This is a genomic window from Solibacillus cecembensis (assembly GCF_050272495.1).
Lineage (GTDB): Bacteria > Bacillota > Bacilli > Bacillales_A > Planococcaceae > Solibacillus > Solibacillus cecembensis.
In genome coordinates, this window is record NZ_JBNNMF010000003.1 from 96,747 (window position 1) to 115,476 (window position 18,730).

The following is an 18,730-nucleotide window of genomic DNA, read 5'->3' on the forward strand; positions in this document are numbered from 1 at the left end:
GTCACAATGATGAATTTAAAATTTGATCGAATGGCCAGTATTGTTTTTCTTGCGTTAGGTATTCTTGTAGTTGTCGAATCGCAAAAAATTTCTACCAGTGCATATGGCTCACAAATTGGACCAAGTACTTTCCCGATAGGCTTAGGTATCATTCTCATTATTTTAAGTATTTTCTTGTTTATTGAAACGATTAAGCATAAAGCTACTTATAAAATTGTAGGTGAGGAAGAAGATATTAAATCACCGAACTATAAGCGATTTTTCATTATATTTATTGCGGCTTTAGGTTACGTTCTATTATTAGAAAAACTAGGTTATTTAATTACGACATTTGCGTTCCTTGTTATTGGATTCCAAACGTTAGAAAAGGGAAAATGGGTTCCTACGATTATTATAGCGGCCACTTTTTCAGCATTTATTTATTACGGATTTGTCAACGTATTAGGCGGATCTTTACCAGGGTTACCATTTTTATAGAAAGGGGGACGTGTAATTGGAAACGATACAATATTTAATGAACGGCTTTGCAATCGCATTTCAATGGCATAATATTTTATTTGCTTTAGTAGGAGTTATTATCGGTACTGCAGTTGGTGTTTTACCAGGTATCGGACCAATGAGCGGAGTGGCGCTATTAATTCCAGTTACTGCTACGTTAACATCTGGCTTACCTGTAGAAATGGCTGCTACTAGCTCAATCATCTTACTTGCGGGTGTCTACTACGGTGCGATGTATGGTGGGTCTACAACGTCCATTTTATTAAATACGCCAGGTGAATCGTCTTCAGTTGTAACGACTTTAGATGGTTACCAAATGGCGCGTCAAGGAAGAGCAGGGGCTGCCTTGTCCATAGCCGCTATTGGTTCGTTTGTAGCGGGGATTGTATCTTTAATTGGGTTAGTTTTATTGGCTCGACCATTATCAAAAATTGCCATTAATTTCGGACCTGCTGAGTATTTTTCATTAATGTTATTAGGTTTAGCAGCAGTTAGTGGTTTGGCAGGGAAGTCGATTACGAAAGCATTAATTATGACGGTACTTGGTTTATTATTAGGTTCGATTGGGATTGATGCGGTTTCAGGTATTGCCCGATTTACGTATGATCAACCAGTACTCTTTAGCGGAATTGAATTTTTAACCGTTGCAGTAGGGTTATTTGCTTTAGGAGAAGTATTTAAAACGATTTTCGAGAAGGACGGCAGTGATGAGCCGATTGCGAAAATTACGCGAATATTACCAACAAAGCAAGATTTAAAAGATAGTGCAGCACCAATTGGCCGTGGCTCTTTACTTGGATTCTTTTTAGGTGTCTTACCAGGAGCAGGTGCTACGCTTGCATCATTCTTTGCCTATATTACGGAAAAGAAGATTAGTAAAAATCCAGAATCATTCGGTAAAGGAAACATTGCAGGGGTAGCCTCTCCAGAATCAGCAAACAACGCAGCTTCGGGTGGTGCAATGATCCCTCTTTTAACGTTAGGTATTCCGGGTTCTGGTACGACTGCGATTTTAATGGGGGCCTTTGTTATGTACAACATTCAGCCAGGCCCCTTATTATTTGAAGAACATCCGCAAGTTGCTTGGGGATTAATCGCAAGTATGTTTTTAGGTAACTTAATGCTACTCATTTTAAATATGCCGTTAGTGCGTGTTTTTGCAAAAATCATTCAAACACCGAAGAAATATTTATTACCTATTATTATTGCGATTTCAATATTTGGTGTTTATGCGGTGCAATATACAACATTTGATTTATTAGTATTATTAGCCTGTGGTGTTTTAGGTTATTATTTTGCTAAAAATGATTTCCCTGTTGCACCACTCGTTTTAGCGTTAGTATTAGGGCCGATGATTGAAAATAACATGCGCCGTGCATTAACGATTTCAAATGGCGAATTCAGTATTTTTGTAGAGAAACCTCTATCACTTGTCTTTTTAGTTGTAGCGTTTTTATGGATCTGTATTCCATTAGTTTTAAAGTTACGCGGTAAAAATGTTATTATTAATGAAGAAGGTTGAGTAATACGTGTCATTGTAAATGTGAGCATCCCTGTAGTAATGGGATGTTCGCTTTTTTGCTTTTATCCAATATATCTCAGTAAGAAACTCGAAAATAAAAGTGTGACAATCAAAAGCCACCTCATGATAATTTTCATGAGATGGCTGCTAATTACATTTGATTGTTGTGTTCTTTAACGCTTACTTGGATTGAATTATTTGGTCATTCACAAAGGCTTTTATGAAAAATAGTTCATCATCAGTTGGTTCTCTTTTATTTTTTAACTTAAAGGACTCTATAGCCTGTTCTAAAGAAGATGATGTAACTGCCTCACTTGCTGCTGTTAGCTCATTCCAAAATGTAGTCATTTCAATTAAATCACAAATTGATTCATGACCAAGTAGGAACATTTCAGCATCATACTTTTGAATGTCTTCAATCATTGGTAATAACAAAGATTGCTTGTAATGAAATAAAGAATTTGTAGTTGTACCATATGCACAATCAGCTAAAAACACAACTTTTTCATCAGGAATGTAAACGATTGTAGAATCATCAGTATGAGTACTTTTGATTTTTTCAAGTATGCAAACTTTATTTCCTAATTCAATCGTTAATGTATTTTCAAAAATCATTTCTGGAGAACGCAGCTTAAAACGATCCCTGTTAGATATTTCAGTTTGAATAATCTCCATACACATCGCACTCATTTGATTATTATTCACATACATTTGCAATGAATGATCATCAAATTTTAAATTTTTCCACTCTTTTAATTTGTTGTTTGTTAGGCTATTCACAATAACCGTCGCATCAAATTCATTCATACCAAGAAAGTGATCCCAATGTGCATGTGTAATGACCAAATATTTAACTGGGGGTACATCTAGCTTTGCGATTTCGAGTAAAAATTCTTGAGCATGTTGAGTAGAATTGCCAGAATCTATTATAAGGCTATATTGGTCACCACATACCAATCCTAGTGTTGGTCGATCGCGGTCATCTTGATTTGATAAATAATAAATCGTATCGCTTAATTTATTTAACATGGTTTATCTCCTCTATTCTAAATATAAATTGTATGAACCAATTGAAAGAGAAAATCTACATGTTTATTTTAAAATAATATAAGATTTTCTCATTTTATTTTTTTACCATTGGACTTGTACCTCCTTTTTTTACTAAGGAAAATTATAACATATTATATGTGCAATTAATTTAATTTTTTGATAAATTTTAAATAGTCACTTATTTAAGGGTGGACAACAGAGGAAAAGAACGGTATTAATAATCAAAAATTTTAGTAGGAGGCGAGTCGCGAAATGATTAAGGCAGTTTTTTTTGATTTAGATGGAACTTTGTTAAACCGGGACGAGTCCATGAAAAAGTTTATTGATTATCAATATGAGCGATTGAATAAATGGCTAGCCCATATCCCAAAAGAAAAATATACATCCAGATTTATCGAACTCGACAACCGTGGTTATGTTTGGAAAGATAAAGTATATCAACAATTGACTGAAGAACTTGAGATTACCGAGGTTACTTGGGAAGAATTACTACAAGATTACATAAAACAATTTCAGTATCATTGTGTGCCATTTCCTAACTTAGTAAGTATGTTAGAGGAACTGCGAAGTAACAATTTTATTTTAGGAATGATTACGAATGGATTCGGACAATTTCAAATGGATAATATAAGGGCCCTAGGTATTGAAAGCTATTTCGAAACGATTTTAGTATCTGAATGGGAAGGATTAAAAAAACCTGACCCACAAATATTTAAGAAAGCCCTGAATCAACTTCATGTAACACCAAGCGAAAGTATATTTGTTGGAGACCATCCAGAAAACGATGTAAAAGCAGCTAAAAATGTAGGAATGAAAAGTATTTGGAAAAAAGATTTTCAGTGGGATAACGTGGATGCCGATTTCGTTGTGGATGATTTGGCGGAGTTATTTTCGATAATTCATAAGGTGAATGATGACAGCATTTTATTCAACTAGTTTGAACAGGAATAAATAGAAGAGAAAGGACATGCTTTTTTATGAAGGATGTCTCTTTTGTATTTGCTTTTGGAGCAATAAATTCTTTGCTGGTGAACCAAGTTGCTATAAAAGTGGCGACTATTATCCAAATACGTGCATACTTACTTTTCAATTTGCTAGCCAAAATCACATTACATAAAATTAATTTTAAAAACTTAAGCCAAATCACCTTCCCGCTTGTCTAATAGATGTACAACCAAAACGAAAGGAGGAATTAAGATGAAACTTGAACGTTTAGTAATGAAAGCACAAAAAGGAAATGACAAAGCTTACTTAATGCTTTTCCAGCAGTACGAAGCGGATATTTATCGAATGGCCTATGTCTATGTAAAAAATAAAGAGGATGCATTAGATCTTGTTCAAGAAGTGGCCTATCAGTCATTTAAGAAAATCCGTACATTGGAAAATCCAGAATATTTCAAGACATGGCTGATGAAAATTACGATGAATTGTGCATTGAACTTAATCAATAAAAATAAAAAAATCATCCCACTAAATGTAGACTTTGAAGTGCTTACTGGGGCAGAAGATAAAGACATTGCACTTACATTGTCTTTACATAAGCTGATTGATACTTTGAAAGAGGATGAGAAGAGTGTCATTTTACTAAAATATTATGATGACCGTACATTAAAGGAGATTTCTGAGATATTAGATATCCCATTAGGAACCGCAAAGTCAGTGTTATACCGTGCTTTAGATAAGCTTCGCCAAAATGTAAAGGAGGTAGATAACTATGCATAACCATCTTAAGGAAGAGTTATCAAAAATCGAAGTACCTGTAGAGATTCGTGAAAGAAGTAAACGGGGCATTACTAAAGCAAAATCTGAAATGGGTGGCAAAATGAATCGTTTTTTTAAGAAACGATTGGCTATAGCGGTTATTTCGGCATGTTTAATAGTTCCAACGGGTGTATTTGCTTCTCAAGCGTTATTGGCCGATGATTTATATGGATCATTTGATAATCTTAAAAAATATGCGGCGAGTGTTACAATGAAAAGTTACTTATTATTTGATGCAAAATTGAATCAAGCACAAGGTGACCTAAGTAAAGAAGAGTTTAAACAATTTAAAGAGTTATTAAATGTATTTACAAGTGCAAAACTTGAATATGGTGATAGCAATGGAAATATAGATTATTCTCAAGTCCCTGCAGAACCATTAGAAAAAATTAAAGTAGCTATGTACGAAATTCAAGCATACTTTGATCATTTAAATGGACTCCCATCAAGCCAAGAAGTTTTAACAGCTGAAGAATTTGAAAATTATATTCAAGCCTTAATGACTTATGAAACAATTATGGCACAAGTAGGAGTTTCAAGTGTTCCGGATATCGATATAATTCCTACAGAGTTACAAGAGAAATTTTCCGAAGCCCAAGAATACTTATCTTATGTAAATGAAAAACAAATTGGAAATTGAGTTATAGATGGAAGACAGCTGGGGATTTGTGAGTGTGTATAATATTTAATGTTGGGATTTTGTAAGACTTATGCAAATTTACAAAGTTAAAAACTCCATTTTTATGCATAATTTTATACAAAAATAGAATGTGTTTAGTTGTATGAAAAATGTACGTCAGCCGTTGCGCTAACTGAATTTGAGAGTTTTTGCATATAAAGCTATATAAATGATATTTAGAAGAAAAGCCACGAAACGTTGATTTGACAGTGTTTCGTGGTGTTGTAATATATCCTAAATTTTGATTTGGGAACGTTTATTTGTATGGGTTTGTATAGCCTAAATAAGTTGATGAAACTAAAAAATACAAGCTTAGCTAAATGCACCAATTAAATTAATAAAGTCTCCCGTGTGTGCATCTATCATAACAGTGGCTCCCATTTTAGGTGATTTTATTGTGACTTCCCATTGCATTCTATTTAATAATTCATTCCAAAATCCGTGTTTTTGAGAAAGATTTACACGGATATATTCTTCTGGAATTCCTTCTAGCCCATTAAAATAAATAGATACTCCCCATTCTTCAGGTGGATTTAATAAATATTTTTCCGCATTAATTAAAGCTACGTCCGAACTAATTATGGGTGATTTATAAAAATATGAAAAACAAATTACAACAAAAACGATTAAAATTATTAATATTTTTTTCAAATGAGTACCACCTTAAATAAAATCATTAAGCTTTATATTCAGCATTACTTATTCATATAGTCACCAAAGTTTGATTTGGGAACGTTATTTTGAATGTGATTGTATAACTTAATTGTTCTTTATTCATTATGCGGATTGGTTCACTAATCTTCTAGAAGTTACAAGTAATATAATTGCACTCAAATAAACTACGGACATCAATTACGAGAAAACCCCATAATTTACACCAAATAGATAGTTTAATCCAAATAGTGGAGTTGTAAAAATAATATAAAACGGATAATGAATTGACGCTATCACATCCAAAATAGCATAATCCAAAGTTATATGTTCAAATTTTGTTATAACATACACTATCAAACCAGATAAAAAACCAAAGATTAAAAAGATATTTAAACTTTTATTAAACCCATTTTTAAGGGGTATCTTTTTTACAAATACCAACAAAGTTACTATAAATAGTATAGTTACAAGTAAATTCAAAATGGTCACATTAGAGTCAGGATGTTTTATTGACGGAATTAAATTTATTGCAAAAGCAACGATATAAAAACAGATTAGAAAAATTAATGTTTTTTTAGTCATTGTTTCACCTCGTTCATATTAATTTTATATACCAATATTATACAACACACTAATTCTTATTGTTTTGTTTATTGCGTAGAAACAACTTTCCACAGTTAATTTTCGAACTCTATGATTATAGGTATAGAATGGTGTTGATTTGGTTACAAAAGCGTCGTTAGGGGTCTTTTTGCTCTTAACGTTGTAAATCCGTATGAGCTAGAATAAGTAATTACTTTTTATTTTTAAGTTCTAAAAGTATAGGTGCTATATTCAGTAAGATAGAAACAATTGTCAGAAAACATAATGCCCTTCCGAAATTAGGTACTTCCGTTAAAGCTGACCAATCTTCACCTTTTATCCAATTAGATACAAGGCTATGTTCTGCACAGAGTGTCAATGCTGTAAATGATAATGCCATCGCCATAGCAAGCTTATAATCCTTACCAGCTATATACATATAAAGATTTATAAAAGTTGCTACTATTGCAATAATACCCAATATTAACCACATAATGATACCTCCATTATACTTTTCATTTCTCAGTATAGACGTGAATTGTAATTATATGGTTCCGAAATCCTCGTTATGGACTTTACTATATGTATTATTGATAGCGTTTCGTTAATTTATCTTTATGACTTTCCATAATATCTGTCAAATCAATTTCGTATTTATCCGCTAAAATAAATAAATTATCTAACACATCACCAAGCTCTTCTTTTAAGTTCTCGATCTGTTGTTCTTTAGGTTGTGTAGCTTCATCTGGACGGTCGCGACCAATTTCAATTGTACGAATTGCTTTTGATACTTCACCTACTTCTTCTGTTAAAAAATTTACACGTATAAACGGATTTAAGTCGTACCAACCTCGGTTTTTATAAAATTCTGTAATCCATTTTTGATATTCTAAAATATTCAATGCAAGCCACTCCTTATTTTTCTATAATGGTAATATAGCATAAAGGAGGAAGTAAATTTGAATATTTCAGTTTATTGCGGCGCGAGTTTAGGGAATAATGAATTATATGTCGATGGAGCAAAAGCACTTGGCAAATGGATTGCTGATAATGGACATACGTTAGTTTATGGTGGTGGTAAAGCAGGATTAATGGGTGTTATAGCGGATGAAGTTTTATACCATAACGGTGAGGTAATCGGAATTATTCCGACATTTTTAGTAGACCGAGAGCTAAGCCATCCGAATTTAACACGTTTAGAAATTGTAAGTTCAATGTCAGAAAGAAAAAATAAAATGATTGAATTAGGAGACTGCTATATTGCATTACCAGGTGGCCCGGGGACGTTAGAAGAAATCTCGGAAGTTATTTCATGGGCAAGAATTGGGCAACACAATAATCCATGCATCTTATTCAATGTAGCAGGTTATTACGATAAATTAAAAGATTTTTACAATGACATGGTAACAAATGGATTTTTAACAACGGCTGATCAAAAGGCAATGCTATTTACGGATTCAATTACAAAAATGGAACAGTATATAAAAGAATTTACACCGGTCTCGGTAAGAACATATTAATTATACATAAGTAGCCCATCTTTTTATTAGATGGGCTATATTGTTCTCAAATCTTCGTTAGACACATTTAAAAATATTTCCTATATTAAAATACGTGTTACTTAAAGCACATTCATCGGAAACTTTATATTATTTTGGTTTCACGGCATCAACAATCAAAGAAGGGAATACAAGTTTATTACCTTGGTTTCGAGGGTCATACTTCTTTGAACGAAAAATTACACCATCAACACCATCCCAGAGATTTTGATGGAAGTTTCCTTCTTCATCGCAATATTCTAGTAACTTCACCTTATATCCAGCGGTTTCAAACATTTTAGTCAACGTTTTATAATTAAAGACTATTTTATGACTAGCTGCAGGATGTTCTTTAGGGCCGGGACCACCAACTTTGACTATATTTTGGTAGGATTCATCAGGGAAAAAGCCATCCGGTACTGCACAACGAATATAGCCAAAAGGTTTTAGGTATTTAAAACACAATCTTGCTGCCTCTAAACCATTTTCATATGTAAGATGTTCCCAGACATGTTCAGCTAAAACAGCTGTAATGGAATTTTTAGTGAACCTGTTTTGCCACATATTTTCATCTAATAAATTTAAATCTTCTTCCTGCATATGCTTCCATCTAGGATTATTAATATATTCTCCTGCACCGATAACTACCTTACTATTGTCGATCAATTAGTATCATTCCCTTAATATTTATTTGTCTAATTTAATCAATAACAAATAATCTCTACTTCGCGTGTATTCAACATGATTTTGTTCGCAGTATGCTAGTAAATCTGTATAGAACGATTGTGGTTGAAATAACATTAGTCGTAGGGGGAACTTAGATTTTTGCTTAATGATTGCAGTTTTAATACGCCAACCGCGCCTAACAAAATTTATCCTTACAATCATACTTGAAGGTATATCCTTTTTGTAAATCGGGAATGAAAATAAACAAATTTTGTACTTGATGATGTCATTTTTAATTGTAAGATGGAATCTAAAAAATAGAGATAAAAATAAAAATACGACGAAGGTACCGCTAAGAATAAAGAATAATGGCGATTCTTTCATCACGATTGTTCCAAGAGACAGTAAGAAAATATGTAGGTATAGTACGAATTTATAAGAGGGATGGGTTTTTGCTATATAGTCCAAATCGGAACCTCCTTAATTATAAGTAAATAGTAAATTTTAAACTTCTCACAAATTATAACACAACGAATTTGGTAGATAAATGGAAAAAACGCAACGAATGTAATGACCGTTTAAAGGCTGAATATCATACAAAAATTTGATTCCTATTTTTAGAACCATGACAGATAATAAAAAAGTCTAGGTATCATAATTTCCCTCCGTTCATATTATGTAAAAACCGTGCCCAGGATGGAGGGAAAGACAATCGAATTTTTAAGAAAAATTAGGAACTATCGAGAAGAAGAAAATAGGCTGAAGTGGGAAGGTACTTTTTCAGATTACTTAAGGATTGTGCAGGAAAGACCAGAAGTTGCTCAGACGGCCCATTCACGCGTTTACAATATGATTAAAAGCTCAGGGCTTGAACAGCGAGATGGTCAAAAGTTATTCAACTTTTTTGGGAACGAAATTTTTGGTTTGGAAGTAGCGTTGGAGCGGTTGGTCGAGGAGTATTTCCACCCTGCTGCGAAAAGGCTAGATGTGCGCAAAAGAATCTTATTATTAATGGGGCCGGTTAGTGGAGGGAAATCCACGATTGTCACGTTATTGAAACGAGGACTGGAACAATATTCACGTACGGACGAAGGGGCAGTTTATGCGATTAAAGGCTGTCCGATGTATGAAGATCCGCTGCACTTAATTCCACAGCATTTGAGAAAAGATTTTTATGGAGAATATGGGATACGGGTTGAGGGGAGTTTATCCCCACTTAATGTGATGCGATTGGAACAGGAATATAATGGACAGATTGAGGAAGTGTTAGTGGAGCGCATTTTCTTCTCGGAGGATAACCGCGTTGGAATCGGGACATTTACACCTTCTGATCCAAAATCACAGGATATTGCAGACTTAACAGGCAGTATCGACTTTTCGACAATTGCTGAATATGGGTCAGAATCAGATCCACGTGCATATCGTTTTGATGGTGAGTTAAACAAAGCAAATCGCGGAATGATGGAATTCCAAGAAATGCTGAAATTAGATGAAAAGTTTTTATGGAATTTACTTTCATTAACGCAAGAAGGAAACTTTAAGGCAGGAAGATTTGCCCTTATTAGTGCGGATGAACTCATAATCGCGCACACTAACGAAACGGAATATCGTACGTTTATTTCCAATAAGAAAAATGAGGCATTGCATTCAAGAATTATCGTTATGCCCATTCCGTATAATTTAATTGTCAGCCAAGAGGAAAAGATTTATGAGAAAATGATTAATGACAGCGATATGGCCCATGTTCATATTGCGCCACATGCACTCCGCGTTGCAGCAATCTTTTCAGTGTTGACGCGTTTAGAAACACCGAAAAAAGCAGGCGTTGACCTACTTAAAAAAATGCGGTTGTATGACGGCGAAAATGTGGAAGGCTACAATCAAGTGGACTTAGAAGAGCTGAAAAAAGAGTATCCGAACGAAGGCATGCATGGCATTGACCCGCGTTATGTCATTAACCGTGTGTCATCTGCCATCATTCGTAAAGAAGTACCGTCAATCAATGCGCTGGATGTTTTGCGGTCATTGAAGGATGGGCTTGACCAACATGCTTCGATTTCACAGGAAGACAAAGAAAAGTATATGAATTTTATTGCGGTTGCCAGAAAAGAATACGATGATATTGCGAAAAATGAAGTGCAAAAAGCGTTTGTGTATTCGTATGAAGATTCTGCGAAAACGATGCTGAATAATTACCTGGATAATGTAGAAGCGTATTGCAATAAAAATAAAATCCGTGACCAATTAACGGGTGAGGAAATGAATCCGGATGAAAAACTAATGCGTTCAATTGAAGAGCAAGTTGGTATTTCTGAAAATGCGAAAAAGGCATTCCGTGAAGAAATTTTGATTCGACTTTCTGCATTTGCGCGGAATGGAAAACGATTTGATTACAACTCGCATGATGCATTGCGAGAGGCGATTCAAAAGAAATTGTTTGCGGATTTAAAAGATGTTGTTAAAATTACGACTTCATTGAAAACACCAGATGAAGCACAACTGAAAAAGATGAATGAAGTCGTCGCAACACTCATTGACGAGCATGGCTATAATTCAACATCAGCAAATGAATTATTACGCTATGTAGGTAGTTTATTAAATCGTTAAGGGGCGCAAGGGGTATCCAAATAAATTGGGTATCCTTTTTTTAACTTCATGAAGAGGGTGTTTAAACACCCTCTTCATGAAGTTAAAGCTCCCGGCGGATGTCACAGATTTTGAATTGTGCGAGCACAATTCAAAATCTGAACGCAATTACACCAAGGCGTAATTGTTTTTATAATTGCAGTACAAAAACGAAAAAGCATCGCATAGTATAGACAAAGCCATTTTTTTATTTACGTTCGGTGGGTGTATGAGCATCCACTGAACGTAATTGATAGGCTTCATGGAAGAATGAAAAATTTCTATAAAATTGTAAATCGATTGGCATAATGGAAATAAAAAAATGAATAGATTGGTGAGGATAAAATGAGTGAAAATGATCAAAATCGTTTTGTTGTCTCACAGGAAAATTGGTCTCTCCATCGTAAAGGTCACCAAGATCAGCAGCGTCATAATGAAAAAGTAAAAGAAGCGATTAAAAATAATTTACCAGAATTAATAAGTGATGATAGCATCATTTTGTCTAATGGTGACAAGACAATCAAAATTCCAATTCGTTCTTTAGATGAATACAAAATTCGCTATAACTATGATAAGTCAAAGCATGTTGGGCAAGGTCAAGGGGATAGCCAAGTGGGAGATGTTGTGGCGCGGGAACCCGGTGGAAAGAGTGCGAGTGCTGGGCAAGGAAAAGAAGCTGGAGACAAACCAGGGGAAGATTATTTTGAAACAGAAGTAAACATTGAAGAAATACAAGGGTTGCTGTTTCAGGAGTTGGAGTTACCGAATTTACAACAAAAAGAAGCAGCGGATATTACAACTGAAAAAATTGAATTTAATGATATTCGGAAAAAAGGGCTAATGGGAAATGTCGATAAGAAACGGACAATTATGACGGCTATTAAACGGAATGCAATGCACGGAAAAGCCGCAATTAGTCCGATTTACAATGATGATTTACGTTTTAAAACGTGGGATGAAGTTGTTAAACCTGAATCCAAAGCGGTCGTGCTTGCGATGATGGATGTCAGTGGATCGATGGGGAATTTTGAAAAGTCTTGTGCAAGAAGCTTTTTCTTTTGGATGATTAAGTTTTTACGATCAAAGTATGAAACGGTTGAAATTGAATTTATTGCGCATCATACATTAGCGAAAACGGTGACAGAGCAAGAGTTTTTTACAAGAGGGGAAAGTGGCGGCACGATTTGCTCTTCTGCGTATGCCAAAGCATTAGAATTGATTGATCAAAAATATCACCCATCTCGTTATAATATTTACCCTGTGCATTTTTCGGATGGTGAAAATTTAACAATTGATAATGAAAAGAGCTTAAAATTAGTGAAGGAACTGATGAAAGTATCGAGCATGTTTGGTTACGGGGAAGTGAATGAATCGAACCGTGCCTCTACATTAATGACGACTTTTAAAAAGATAGATGATCCAAAATTTCGCTTTTCGATAATAAAGAAAAAACAAGAAGTGTATGATGCATTGAAGAATATATTCAAAAAACAGGAAGTCGATTTGTAAGGGGGCTAATGAATGGAAAGAGAGCTTCGCCAAGCAATTGATGAGATTACGGAAATTGCAGTCGGGTTTGGTTTAGACTTTTATCCGATGCGTTATGAAATTTGTCCTGCTGATATTATTTATACGTTCGGTGCTTACGGAATGCCTACGCGTTTTACCCACTGGAGTTTTGGGAAACAATTTCACAAAATGAAGCTGCAATATGACTTAGGGCTAAGCCAAATTTATGAACTTGTCATTAATTCCAATCCTTGTTACGCCTTTTTACTCGATACCAATTCGTTAATACAAAACAAACTCATTATCGCGCATGTGTTGGCTCATTGTGATTTCTTTAAAAATAATGTGCGCTTCTCCAATACGAGACGAGATATGGTTGAAAGTATGACCGCGACTGCAGAACGGATTGCGAGCTATGAGATATTGTATGGAAAAGATGAGGTAGAAAAATTTTTGGATGCGGTGTTAGCCATTCAGGAGCATATTGATCCTTCCATTTTTCGTCCGAAAGGGTCTGCACCAGAGGAAGTGGATATAGAAGAAGTGCGTATCATAACAACACAGTATGATGATTTATGGAAAATAGGGGAGGCAGAAAAACCGCTAGAACAAGCAAAACTGAAGAAGAAAAAATTCCCCGTGCAACCGGAAAAAGATTTATTGTTATTTATTGAAGAATATAGTCGGGAATTAGAAGAATGGCAGCGTGATATTTTAACGATGTTACGCGAAGAAATGCTGTATTTTTGGCCACAATTAGAAACAAAAATTATGAATGAAGGCTGGGCGTCTTTCTGGCATCAACGAATTATGCGGGAGTTAAATCTAACAACAGCAGAAACGATTGAATATGCCAAGTTAAATGCAGGGGTTGTGCAACCGTCAAAAACAACGATTAATCCGTATTATTTAGGGATCAAAATCTTTGAACATATTGAAAAGAAATACGATAACCCGACAGATGAAATGAAGCGTTTCGGTGCAAAACCAAATGCAGGTCGGGAGAAAATATTTGAAGTGCGAGAAATTGAATCGGATGTATCCTTTATTCGCAATTATTTATCAAAGGAATTGGTCAATGAAGAAGACCTATATGTTTTTGCGAAAAAGGGTCAGGAGTATAAAATTACAGACAAGGATCATGAAGAAGTAAAAAATCAGCTCATTTCCATGCGTGTAAACGGAGGATTTCCATATATCGTTGTAGAAGATGGCGATTATTCGCGAAGTGGGGAATTATACTTAAAGCATGGCTATGAAGGAATGGAATTAGATCCGACTTATTTAGAACATGTTTTACCGTATATTTATCAGCTTTGGGGTCGCCCTGTTTATTTGGAAACGATATTAGAAAACAAAGCGATTATTTATATGTATGATGGCAAAAAAGGTAGCCGCAGATTTAAATAAGTGTAGGGGCTATCTGAAATATTTAATGCGAAATGAAATGGAATATGCCCAAATAAATAATTTGCACTTCCCAGTCCGGTAATTTCCGCTGAGGAAGTGCTATTTTTGTTGTGAAAAAGAAAATTACATAACAGATGAGCCAATTACACAGTGCAAAGCGGATTAAGGAAAAGGGATGGTTTGTAGTAGTATAGCTCAGACTGTATTAACGAATACTAATATTTGTTAAAGCAATCAACAATAGACTTTTTTTCAACGAATGTAACAGCAGGAGGGAATCGTATTGGCAAGTACAGATAATGCATTGTCCATTTTTGCTCTAGGAGGCATTAATGAAATCGGTAAAAATATGTATGTCATACAATATTCAAATGAAATCATCATCATTGACTGCGGAGCAAAATTTGCAGATAAAAGCTTGTTAGGTGTTGATTTAATTATCCCTGATTTTACTTATTTACAGGAAAATAAAGATAACATTAAAGGGTTAATTGTGACGCATGGACATGAGGATCATATTGGTGGTATTCCATACATGTTAAAAAAGTTAAATGTGCCTATCTATGCGTCTCGATTTACACTGGGTTTGATTGAATTAAAATTAAAAGAACATAAATTACTTCGTGATACACAATTAGTTGAGATTACGGCAGATTCCCATTTAGATTTTGAACAGATGGCGGTTACTTTTTTTAAAACAAGTCATAGTATTCCCGACTGCTTAGGATTAGTTTTTCACACACCTGAAGGAACTGTCGTGCATACGGGGGACTTTAAATTCGATTTAACACCAGTAAATGATCAAGTATCAGATATTCATAAAATGGCTGAAATCGGTACACAAGGGGTATTGGCATTAATATCGGAAAGTACTAATGCAGAGCGTCCTGGATCGACACCTTCAGAAAAATTAGTAGCTAGCCATTTAGAAGAGGAATTTCTAAAAGCAACAGGGAAGATTTTTATCACAACTTTTGCCTCAAATGTCAATCGAGTTCAGAAAATAGTGGAAGCTGCTAAAAAAACGAATCGAAAAATTGTATTGCTTGGTCGGAGTATGGTGAATGTAACTTCAATTGCAATGGAACTTGGCTATTTAAACATTCCGAGTTGGATGCTTGTTGAAGCGAGTGAAATGAAACACATCCCGCCAGAGCGCGTTGTTATTTTATGTACGGGAAGTCAAGGAGAGCCTCTAGCTGCACTTTCCCGGCTTTCCACAGGGAATAATCGAGATGTTAAAATCGTACAAGGGGATACCGTTATTTTTGCCGCTTCACCGATTCCTGGAAATGAAAAAGATGTTTCAAAAATTGTAGATAATGTATTTCAACTCGGTGCAAAGGTTATTTATGGAAATTCCAGTGTAACAGGGATGCATGTGTCTGGTCATGGTTATCAAGAGGATTTAAAGTTAATGCTCACATTAATGAAGCCGAAATATTTCATTCCAATCCATGGGGAATATCGAATGCTTCATATACACCGTTTATTAGCTGAGGCAGTTGGTATACCACAACATCGTACCTTTATCCTTCAAAATGGGGATGTTGTAGATATTGCAGGTGCTGTTGCTCGGCAAACACGTGATATACCTGCAGGCGATACGTATGTAGATGGCATTGGCATTGGAGAAGTAGGTGAAGTTGTATTACGCGACAGGAAACAGCTTTCTGAGGATGGGATGCTTGTTATTATCGTTACAATTAGTAAATATGATGGTTCCATTATTGTTGATTCGGATACCATTTCCCGAGGATTTGTTTACGAAAAAGAATCAAAGGGAATGTTAAGCGATATAAATGAACTTGCGAAAGATGCAGTAAATAAATTTAATGAAGCAAATGCCTATGCGATGAAACGTGCAATTAAAAAAGTAGTGGACCAATTTATATTTACACTGACAATGAGAAAGCCAATGATTATACCAGTTATTATTGAAATATAGCGTATGTTCAAACCTGTCTTGAAATGTACTTCCCAAGACAGGTTTTTAGAATTATAGGAGTTACTTAATTCGTCTTTTTACTAAATAATAAAATGTAAAGATTTTTACTAAAGATGTAATTTCATAAAAAATTGTTCGCCAATTTTACCGATCTTTCGTATTCCTGTATCGATAAAACCTACATTCAAGTATAGATTTTGAGCAGCGATATTTTTATGATTTACAACGAGAACGATTTCATTGCACTGTGGGAATTCTTGCTCTACGAAAGATTTCAGTAAAAGCATGCCCATTTTTGCATAACCTTTTCCTTGATGTAAATGGTTTACTGACAGCGCGGTTAATAGCATAGCATTTGGATTGTCTGAGTATTCCTTCACGCGCTCAGTTGCATGCAATAAGAAAAAGCCAACCGGTTCATTCTCATTAAGAATTACGATTCCATACTGTCCGTCCTTTAAGTCGCCGATTGTATTAGGTAAAGCTGTAAATTTCCCCTGTTCTTCAGGCAAAATAAACGAATTTAGTGTTTCAATATATTCGCTAGCTAAGTGCTTCAATTTAATTGTATGTTCCATTTATTCAACACTCCCTTATGTGAAATTATACCAAAGGGAATGTATGTTTGTATATATAGATTTAGGTACAGAGGGGAGGGTTATACTTTTAGTGGGTGATGAATTATATTAGTTCCTAAATAATTTCCTACAAGAAATATTGATTTCATATTCATCTTCCAATTTATAGGGATGATTCGAAGTGATAAATCAATCTTGGGTCAACACCGAAATCTGTTCTTGAAATAAATTTGCACATTCTTTTAGTGTATGCGGTCGTTATGGCAGCTTAAAAAATTGATGTTGTGCGCTAGTTTGAGATGAAGTATATCGGATTCTCTTTGAGAGGCAGGGAAATCGGCTAGTAAATGAATAAATTTGGCGAGTAAAACGTGGTTTGGCTAGTTACTGCATCAATTTGGCTAGTTTTCGATGTATCTTGGCGAGTAACGCTTGAAAAGTGGCTAGTTTTAACGAGTTAATGGCTAGTTTACGGAAAAAGTTGGCTAGAAACAGCAGGAAGATGGGAAAATCTATTGAAGAATCCGCCGTCTCTCACGGCAATCGGCGCAATAGAACCAGAAGGCTTCAGTAGGCAAAATTATAAATAGGCTGGCCTGCTTATATGCGCACAAAGCTGTGTGACTCATGTGCTTAGCCAGCCTAAACAAGTACGCACCTTAATTAGAAACTTTATGAGAAAAAACGTACTTCTGTAGAAAGTTATTTTATATAGTCAAGCACATGTTTTAGTGAGATGCCTCAATCTTTATAAAGATTTATTTTAGTAAATCATCAAGCAAACTATTGAATACTTGTTGGTTTTCTAGTGGTGCATTATGTCCTACCCCTTCAATTATTTCGGACTTACCCAAAGGAGCGAGTTTTTTCATAGACTGTTTCATTAACCAATTTTCCTTTTCTCCAATTGTGAATAGAAATTGAGTTTTGACATTATTGATATTCGCGGGTAGTACAAAAATTAAGTTTTCTTTTAAGATGTTTATTAAATTTGCTCTACTCATATTACATGTGTCCATATAATATTTTTCGAAATATGTATCGCTTATTCCAAGTGTTTTTGCCTGTAATTTAGCAAATGCTTTTTTCCGAATTAATGGATACGTTACAAAAATAGTTGGGGGAATACATAGGCTCATCAATTTTTGTGGAATAACTAATGCGCTATTAATCATTGCACGTTTGAAAGCGTTTGGTCGTTCAGCAATCATTTGAAGGGCAATTTGAGAACCGAGAGAAAATCCAATGACGTTCCAATTTTTATCTGGGGCTACCTCTTCAAGCATATCCCATAATGTATTTATGGTTGAACGCATAGAAAATCGTTCATTACTGTTCGCTCCGTGTCCTGGTAAATCAGGGACAATACAGTGATAATTTTTAAAATAATTAATTTGTGATTCCCACATCCAACTACTAACGCCACCACCATGAAGAAACAGCAATAATTCTTCGCCATCCCCTAATTGTTTGAAATTCATAATGTACCTCCTGATCTTTAACTAACTATAAGTGAATAGCTAACGGATATTTTAAAGTACCGCTATAAAAAGTGAATAATTTTAACGAAATCGAAAAGTGCTAGTTCTATTTAACTGTTTTTTCTAATTTTAATTTTTTTAACCTAGTTTTAACCTTTATATGTGATATTTAGTTGCGATTGCTCTACATAGCGATCAAAAGAAAGAGGTGCATACTAGATAAGGAAAT

At 34.7% G+C, this 18,730-nt stretch carries 18 protein-coding genes; 10 read left to right on the top strand and 8 right to left on the bottom strand.

Annotated elements, in window-relative coordinates; all coding sequences use genetic code 11:
• Positions 1-9: 9 nt before the first annotated feature.
• Positions 10-477 (top strand): tripartite tricarboxylate transporter TctB family protein, encoded by a 468-nt coding sequence (locus tag ACQKIH_RS03735; protein ID WP_057987630.1) that lies wholly within the window; start codon positions 10-12, stop codon positions 475-477.
• A gap of 16 nt (positions 478-493) precedes the next feature.
• Positions 494-2,020, top strand: a complete 1,527-nt coding sequence (locus ACQKIH_RS03740) for a tripartite tricarboxylate transporter permease (RefSeq protein ID WP_057987518.1) — start codon at positions 494-496, stop codon at positions 2,018-2,020.
• Between the two features lie 180 nt (positions 2,021-2,200).
• Here ACQKIH_RS03740 and ACQKIH_RS03745 read toward each other — a convergent pair whose 3' ends face one another.
• On the bottom strand, positions 2,201-3,049 hold the full coding sequence (locus ACQKIH_RS03745) for an MBL fold metallo-hydrolase (protein ID WP_427763525.1): 849 nt from the start codon (positions 3,047-3,049) through the stop codon (positions 2,201-2,203).
• A 273-nt stretch (positions 3,050-3,322) separates the two neighbouring features.
• Between ACQKIH_RS03745 and ACQKIH_RS03750 the strand changes: the two genes are divergently transcribed.
• The 3 genes from ACQKIH_RS03750 to ACQKIH_RS03760 all read left to right on the top strand — a co-directional run bounded on the left by ACQKIH_RS03750 (position 3,323) and on the right by ACQKIH_RS03760 (position 5,471).
• Entirely contained in the window at positions 3,323-4,006 is a 684-nt protein-coding gene (locus tag ACQKIH_RS03750; protein ID WP_427763526.1) for an HAD family hydrolase, read from the top strand.
• Positions 4,007-4,267: 261 nt separating this feature from the next.
• A complete protein-coding gene (locus ACQKIH_RS03755) occupies positions 4,268-4,792 on the top strand; it encodes a sigma-70 family RNA polymerase sigma factor (RefSeq protein ID WP_057987508.1) in 525 nt (174 codons plus the stop codon).
• A complete protein-coding gene (locus ACQKIH_RS03760; protein ID WP_057987506.1) occupies positions 4,785-5,471 on the top strand; it encodes a DUF3600 domain-containing protein in 687 nt (228 codons plus the stop codon). The genes ACQKIH_RS03755 and ACQKIH_RS03760 overlap by 8 nt, the downstream gene beginning before the upstream one ends.
• 351 nt (positions 5,472-5,822) lie before the next feature.
• Here the strand turns inward: ACQKIH_RS03760 and ACQKIH_RS03765 are convergent, their stop codons facing one another.
• The 4 genes from ACQKIH_RS03765 to ACQKIH_RS03780 all read right to left on the bottom strand — a co-directional run bounded on the left by ACQKIH_RS03765 (position 5,823) and on the right by ACQKIH_RS03780 (position 7,648).
• Positions 5,823-6,161 (bottom strand): hypothetical protein, encoded by a 339-nt coding sequence (locus tag ACQKIH_RS03765; protein ID WP_427763528.1) that lies wholly within the window; start codon positions 6,159-6,161, stop codon positions 5,823-5,825.
• Positions 6,162-6,362: 201 nt separating this feature from the next.
• Entirely contained in the window at positions 6,363-6,746 is a 384-nt protein-coding gene (locus tag ACQKIH_RS03770) for a hypothetical protein (protein ID WP_427763529.1), read from the bottom strand.
• 211 nt (positions 6,747-6,957) lie between these two features.
• On the bottom strand, positions 6,958-7,239 hold the full coding sequence (locus ACQKIH_RS03775) for a hypothetical protein (RefSeq protein WP_427763530.1): 282 nt from the start codon (positions 7,237-7,239) through the stop codon (positions 6,958-6,960).
• 94 nt (positions 7,240-7,333) lie between these two features.
• Positions 7,334-7,648, bottom strand: a complete 315-nt coding sequence (locus ACQKIH_RS03780; RefSeq protein WP_057987503.1) for a MazG nucleotide pyrophosphohydrolase domain-containing protein — start codon at positions 7,646-7,648, stop codon at positions 7,334-7,336.
• Between the two features lie 57 nt (positions 7,649-7,705).
• On the opposite strand from ACQKIH_RS03780, the gene ACQKIH_RS03785 reads away from it, so the two are divergent.
• Entirely contained in the window at positions 7,706-8,266 is a 561-nt protein-coding gene (locus tag ACQKIH_RS03785) for an LOG family protein (RefSeq protein ID WP_427763532.1), read from the top strand.
• Between the two features lie 129 nt (positions 8,267-8,395).
• Here ACQKIH_RS03785 and ACQKIH_RS03790 read toward each other — a convergent pair whose 3' ends face one another.
• Positions 8,396-8,950, bottom strand: coding sequence for a class I SAM-dependent methyltransferase (locus ACQKIH_RS03790; protein ID WP_427763533.1), 555 nt, complete (start codon positions 8,948-8,950; stop codon positions 8,396-8,398).
• A 711-nt stretch (positions 8,951-9,661) separates the two neighbouring features.
• Here ACQKIH_RS03790 and ACQKIH_RS03795 point away from each other — a divergent pair.
• From ACQKIH_RS03795 to ACQKIH_RS03810, 4 genes are all read left to right on the top strand, one after another.
• The gene (locus ACQKIH_RS03795; RefSeq protein WP_427763720.1) at positions 9,662-11,557 is read left to right on the top strand and encodes a PrkA family serine protein kinase; all 1,896 of its coding nucleotides are present in this window, start codon (positions 9,662-9,664) and stop codon (positions 11,555-11,557) included.
• A 363-nt stretch (positions 11,558-11,920) separates the two neighbouring features.
• Complete coding sequence (gene yhbH, locus ACQKIH_RS03800; protein WP_427763534.1) at positions 11,921-13,084, top strand: sporulation protein YhbH; 1,164 nt, start codon at positions 11,921-11,923, stop codon at positions 13,082-13,084.
• A 12-nt stretch (positions 13,085-13,096) separates the two neighbouring features.
• A complete protein-coding gene (locus tag ACQKIH_RS03805; RefSeq protein WP_427763535.1) occupies positions 13,097-14,494 on the top strand; it encodes a SpoVR family protein in 1,398 nt (465 codons plus the stop codon).
• A 283-nt stretch (positions 14,495-14,777) separates the two neighbouring features.
• Positions 14,778-16,442 carry a ribonuclease J gene (locus tag ACQKIH_RS03810; protein WP_427763537.1) on the top strand — a complete coding sequence of 555 codons (1,665 nt, stop codon included), beginning with the start codon at positions 14,778-14,780 and terminating at the stop codon, positions 16,440-16,442.
• Positions 16,443-16,549: 107 nt separating this feature from the next.
• On the opposite strand, the gene ACQKIH_RS03815 is transcribed toward ACQKIH_RS03810, so the two are convergent.
• Complete coding sequence (locus ACQKIH_RS03815) at positions 16,550-17,020, bottom strand: GNAT family N-acetyltransferase (protein WP_427763539.1); 471 nt, start codon at positions 17,018-17,020, stop codon at positions 16,550-16,552.
• A gap of 758 nt (positions 17,021-17,778) precedes the next feature.
• On the bottom strand, positions 17,779-18,501 hold the full coding sequence (locus ACQKIH_RS03820; RefSeq protein ID WP_427763541.1) for an alpha/beta fold hydrolase: 723 nt from the start codon (positions 18,499-18,501) through the stop codon (positions 17,779-17,781).
• Between the last annotated feature and the right edge of the window lie 229 nt (positions 18,502-18,730).

Coding starts and splice junctions, on each gene's coding strand:
- ACQKIH_RS03775 (WP_427763530.1), bottom strand. CDS start 7,239: ATGTGGTTAATATTGGGTATTATTGCAATAGTAGCAACTTTTATAAAT.
- yhbH (WP_427763534.1), top strand. CDS start 11,921: ATGAGTGAAAATGATCAAAATCGTTTTGTTGTCTCACAGGAAAATTGG.
- ACQKIH_RS03755 (WP_057987508.1), top strand. CDS start 4,268: ATGAAACTTGAACGTTTAGTAATGAAAGCACAAAAAGGAAATGACAAA.
- ACQKIH_RS03820 (WP_427763541.1), bottom strand. CDS start 18,501: ATGAATTTCAAACAATTAGGGGATGGCGAAGAATTATTGCTGTTTCTT.
- ACQKIH_RS03745 (WP_427763525.1), bottom strand. CDS start 3,049: ATGTTAAATAAATTAAGCGATACGATTTATTATTTATCAAATCAAGAT.
- ACQKIH_RS03750 (WP_427763526.1), top strand. CDS start 3,323: ATGATTAAGGCAGTTTTTTTTGATTTAGATGGAACTTTGTTAAACCGG.
- ACQKIH_RS03735 (WP_057987630.1), top strand. CDS start 10: ATGAATTTAAAATTTGATCGAATGGCCAGTATTGTTTTTCTTGCGTTA.
- ACQKIH_RS03815 (WP_427763539.1), bottom strand. CDS start 17,020: ATGGAACATACAATTAAATTGAAGCACTTAGCTAGCGAATATATTGAA.
- ACQKIH_RS03770 (WP_427763529.1), bottom strand. CDS start 6,746: ATGACTAAAAAAACATTAATTTTTCTAATCTGTTTTTATATCGTTGCT.
- ACQKIH_RS03760 (WP_057987506.1), top strand. CDS start 4,785: ATGCATAACCATCTTAAGGAAGAGTTATCAAAAATCGAAGTACCTGTA.
- ACQKIH_RS03805 (WP_427763535.1), top strand. CDS start 13,097: ATGGAAAGAGAGCTTCGCCAAGCAATTGATGAGATTACGGAAATTGCA.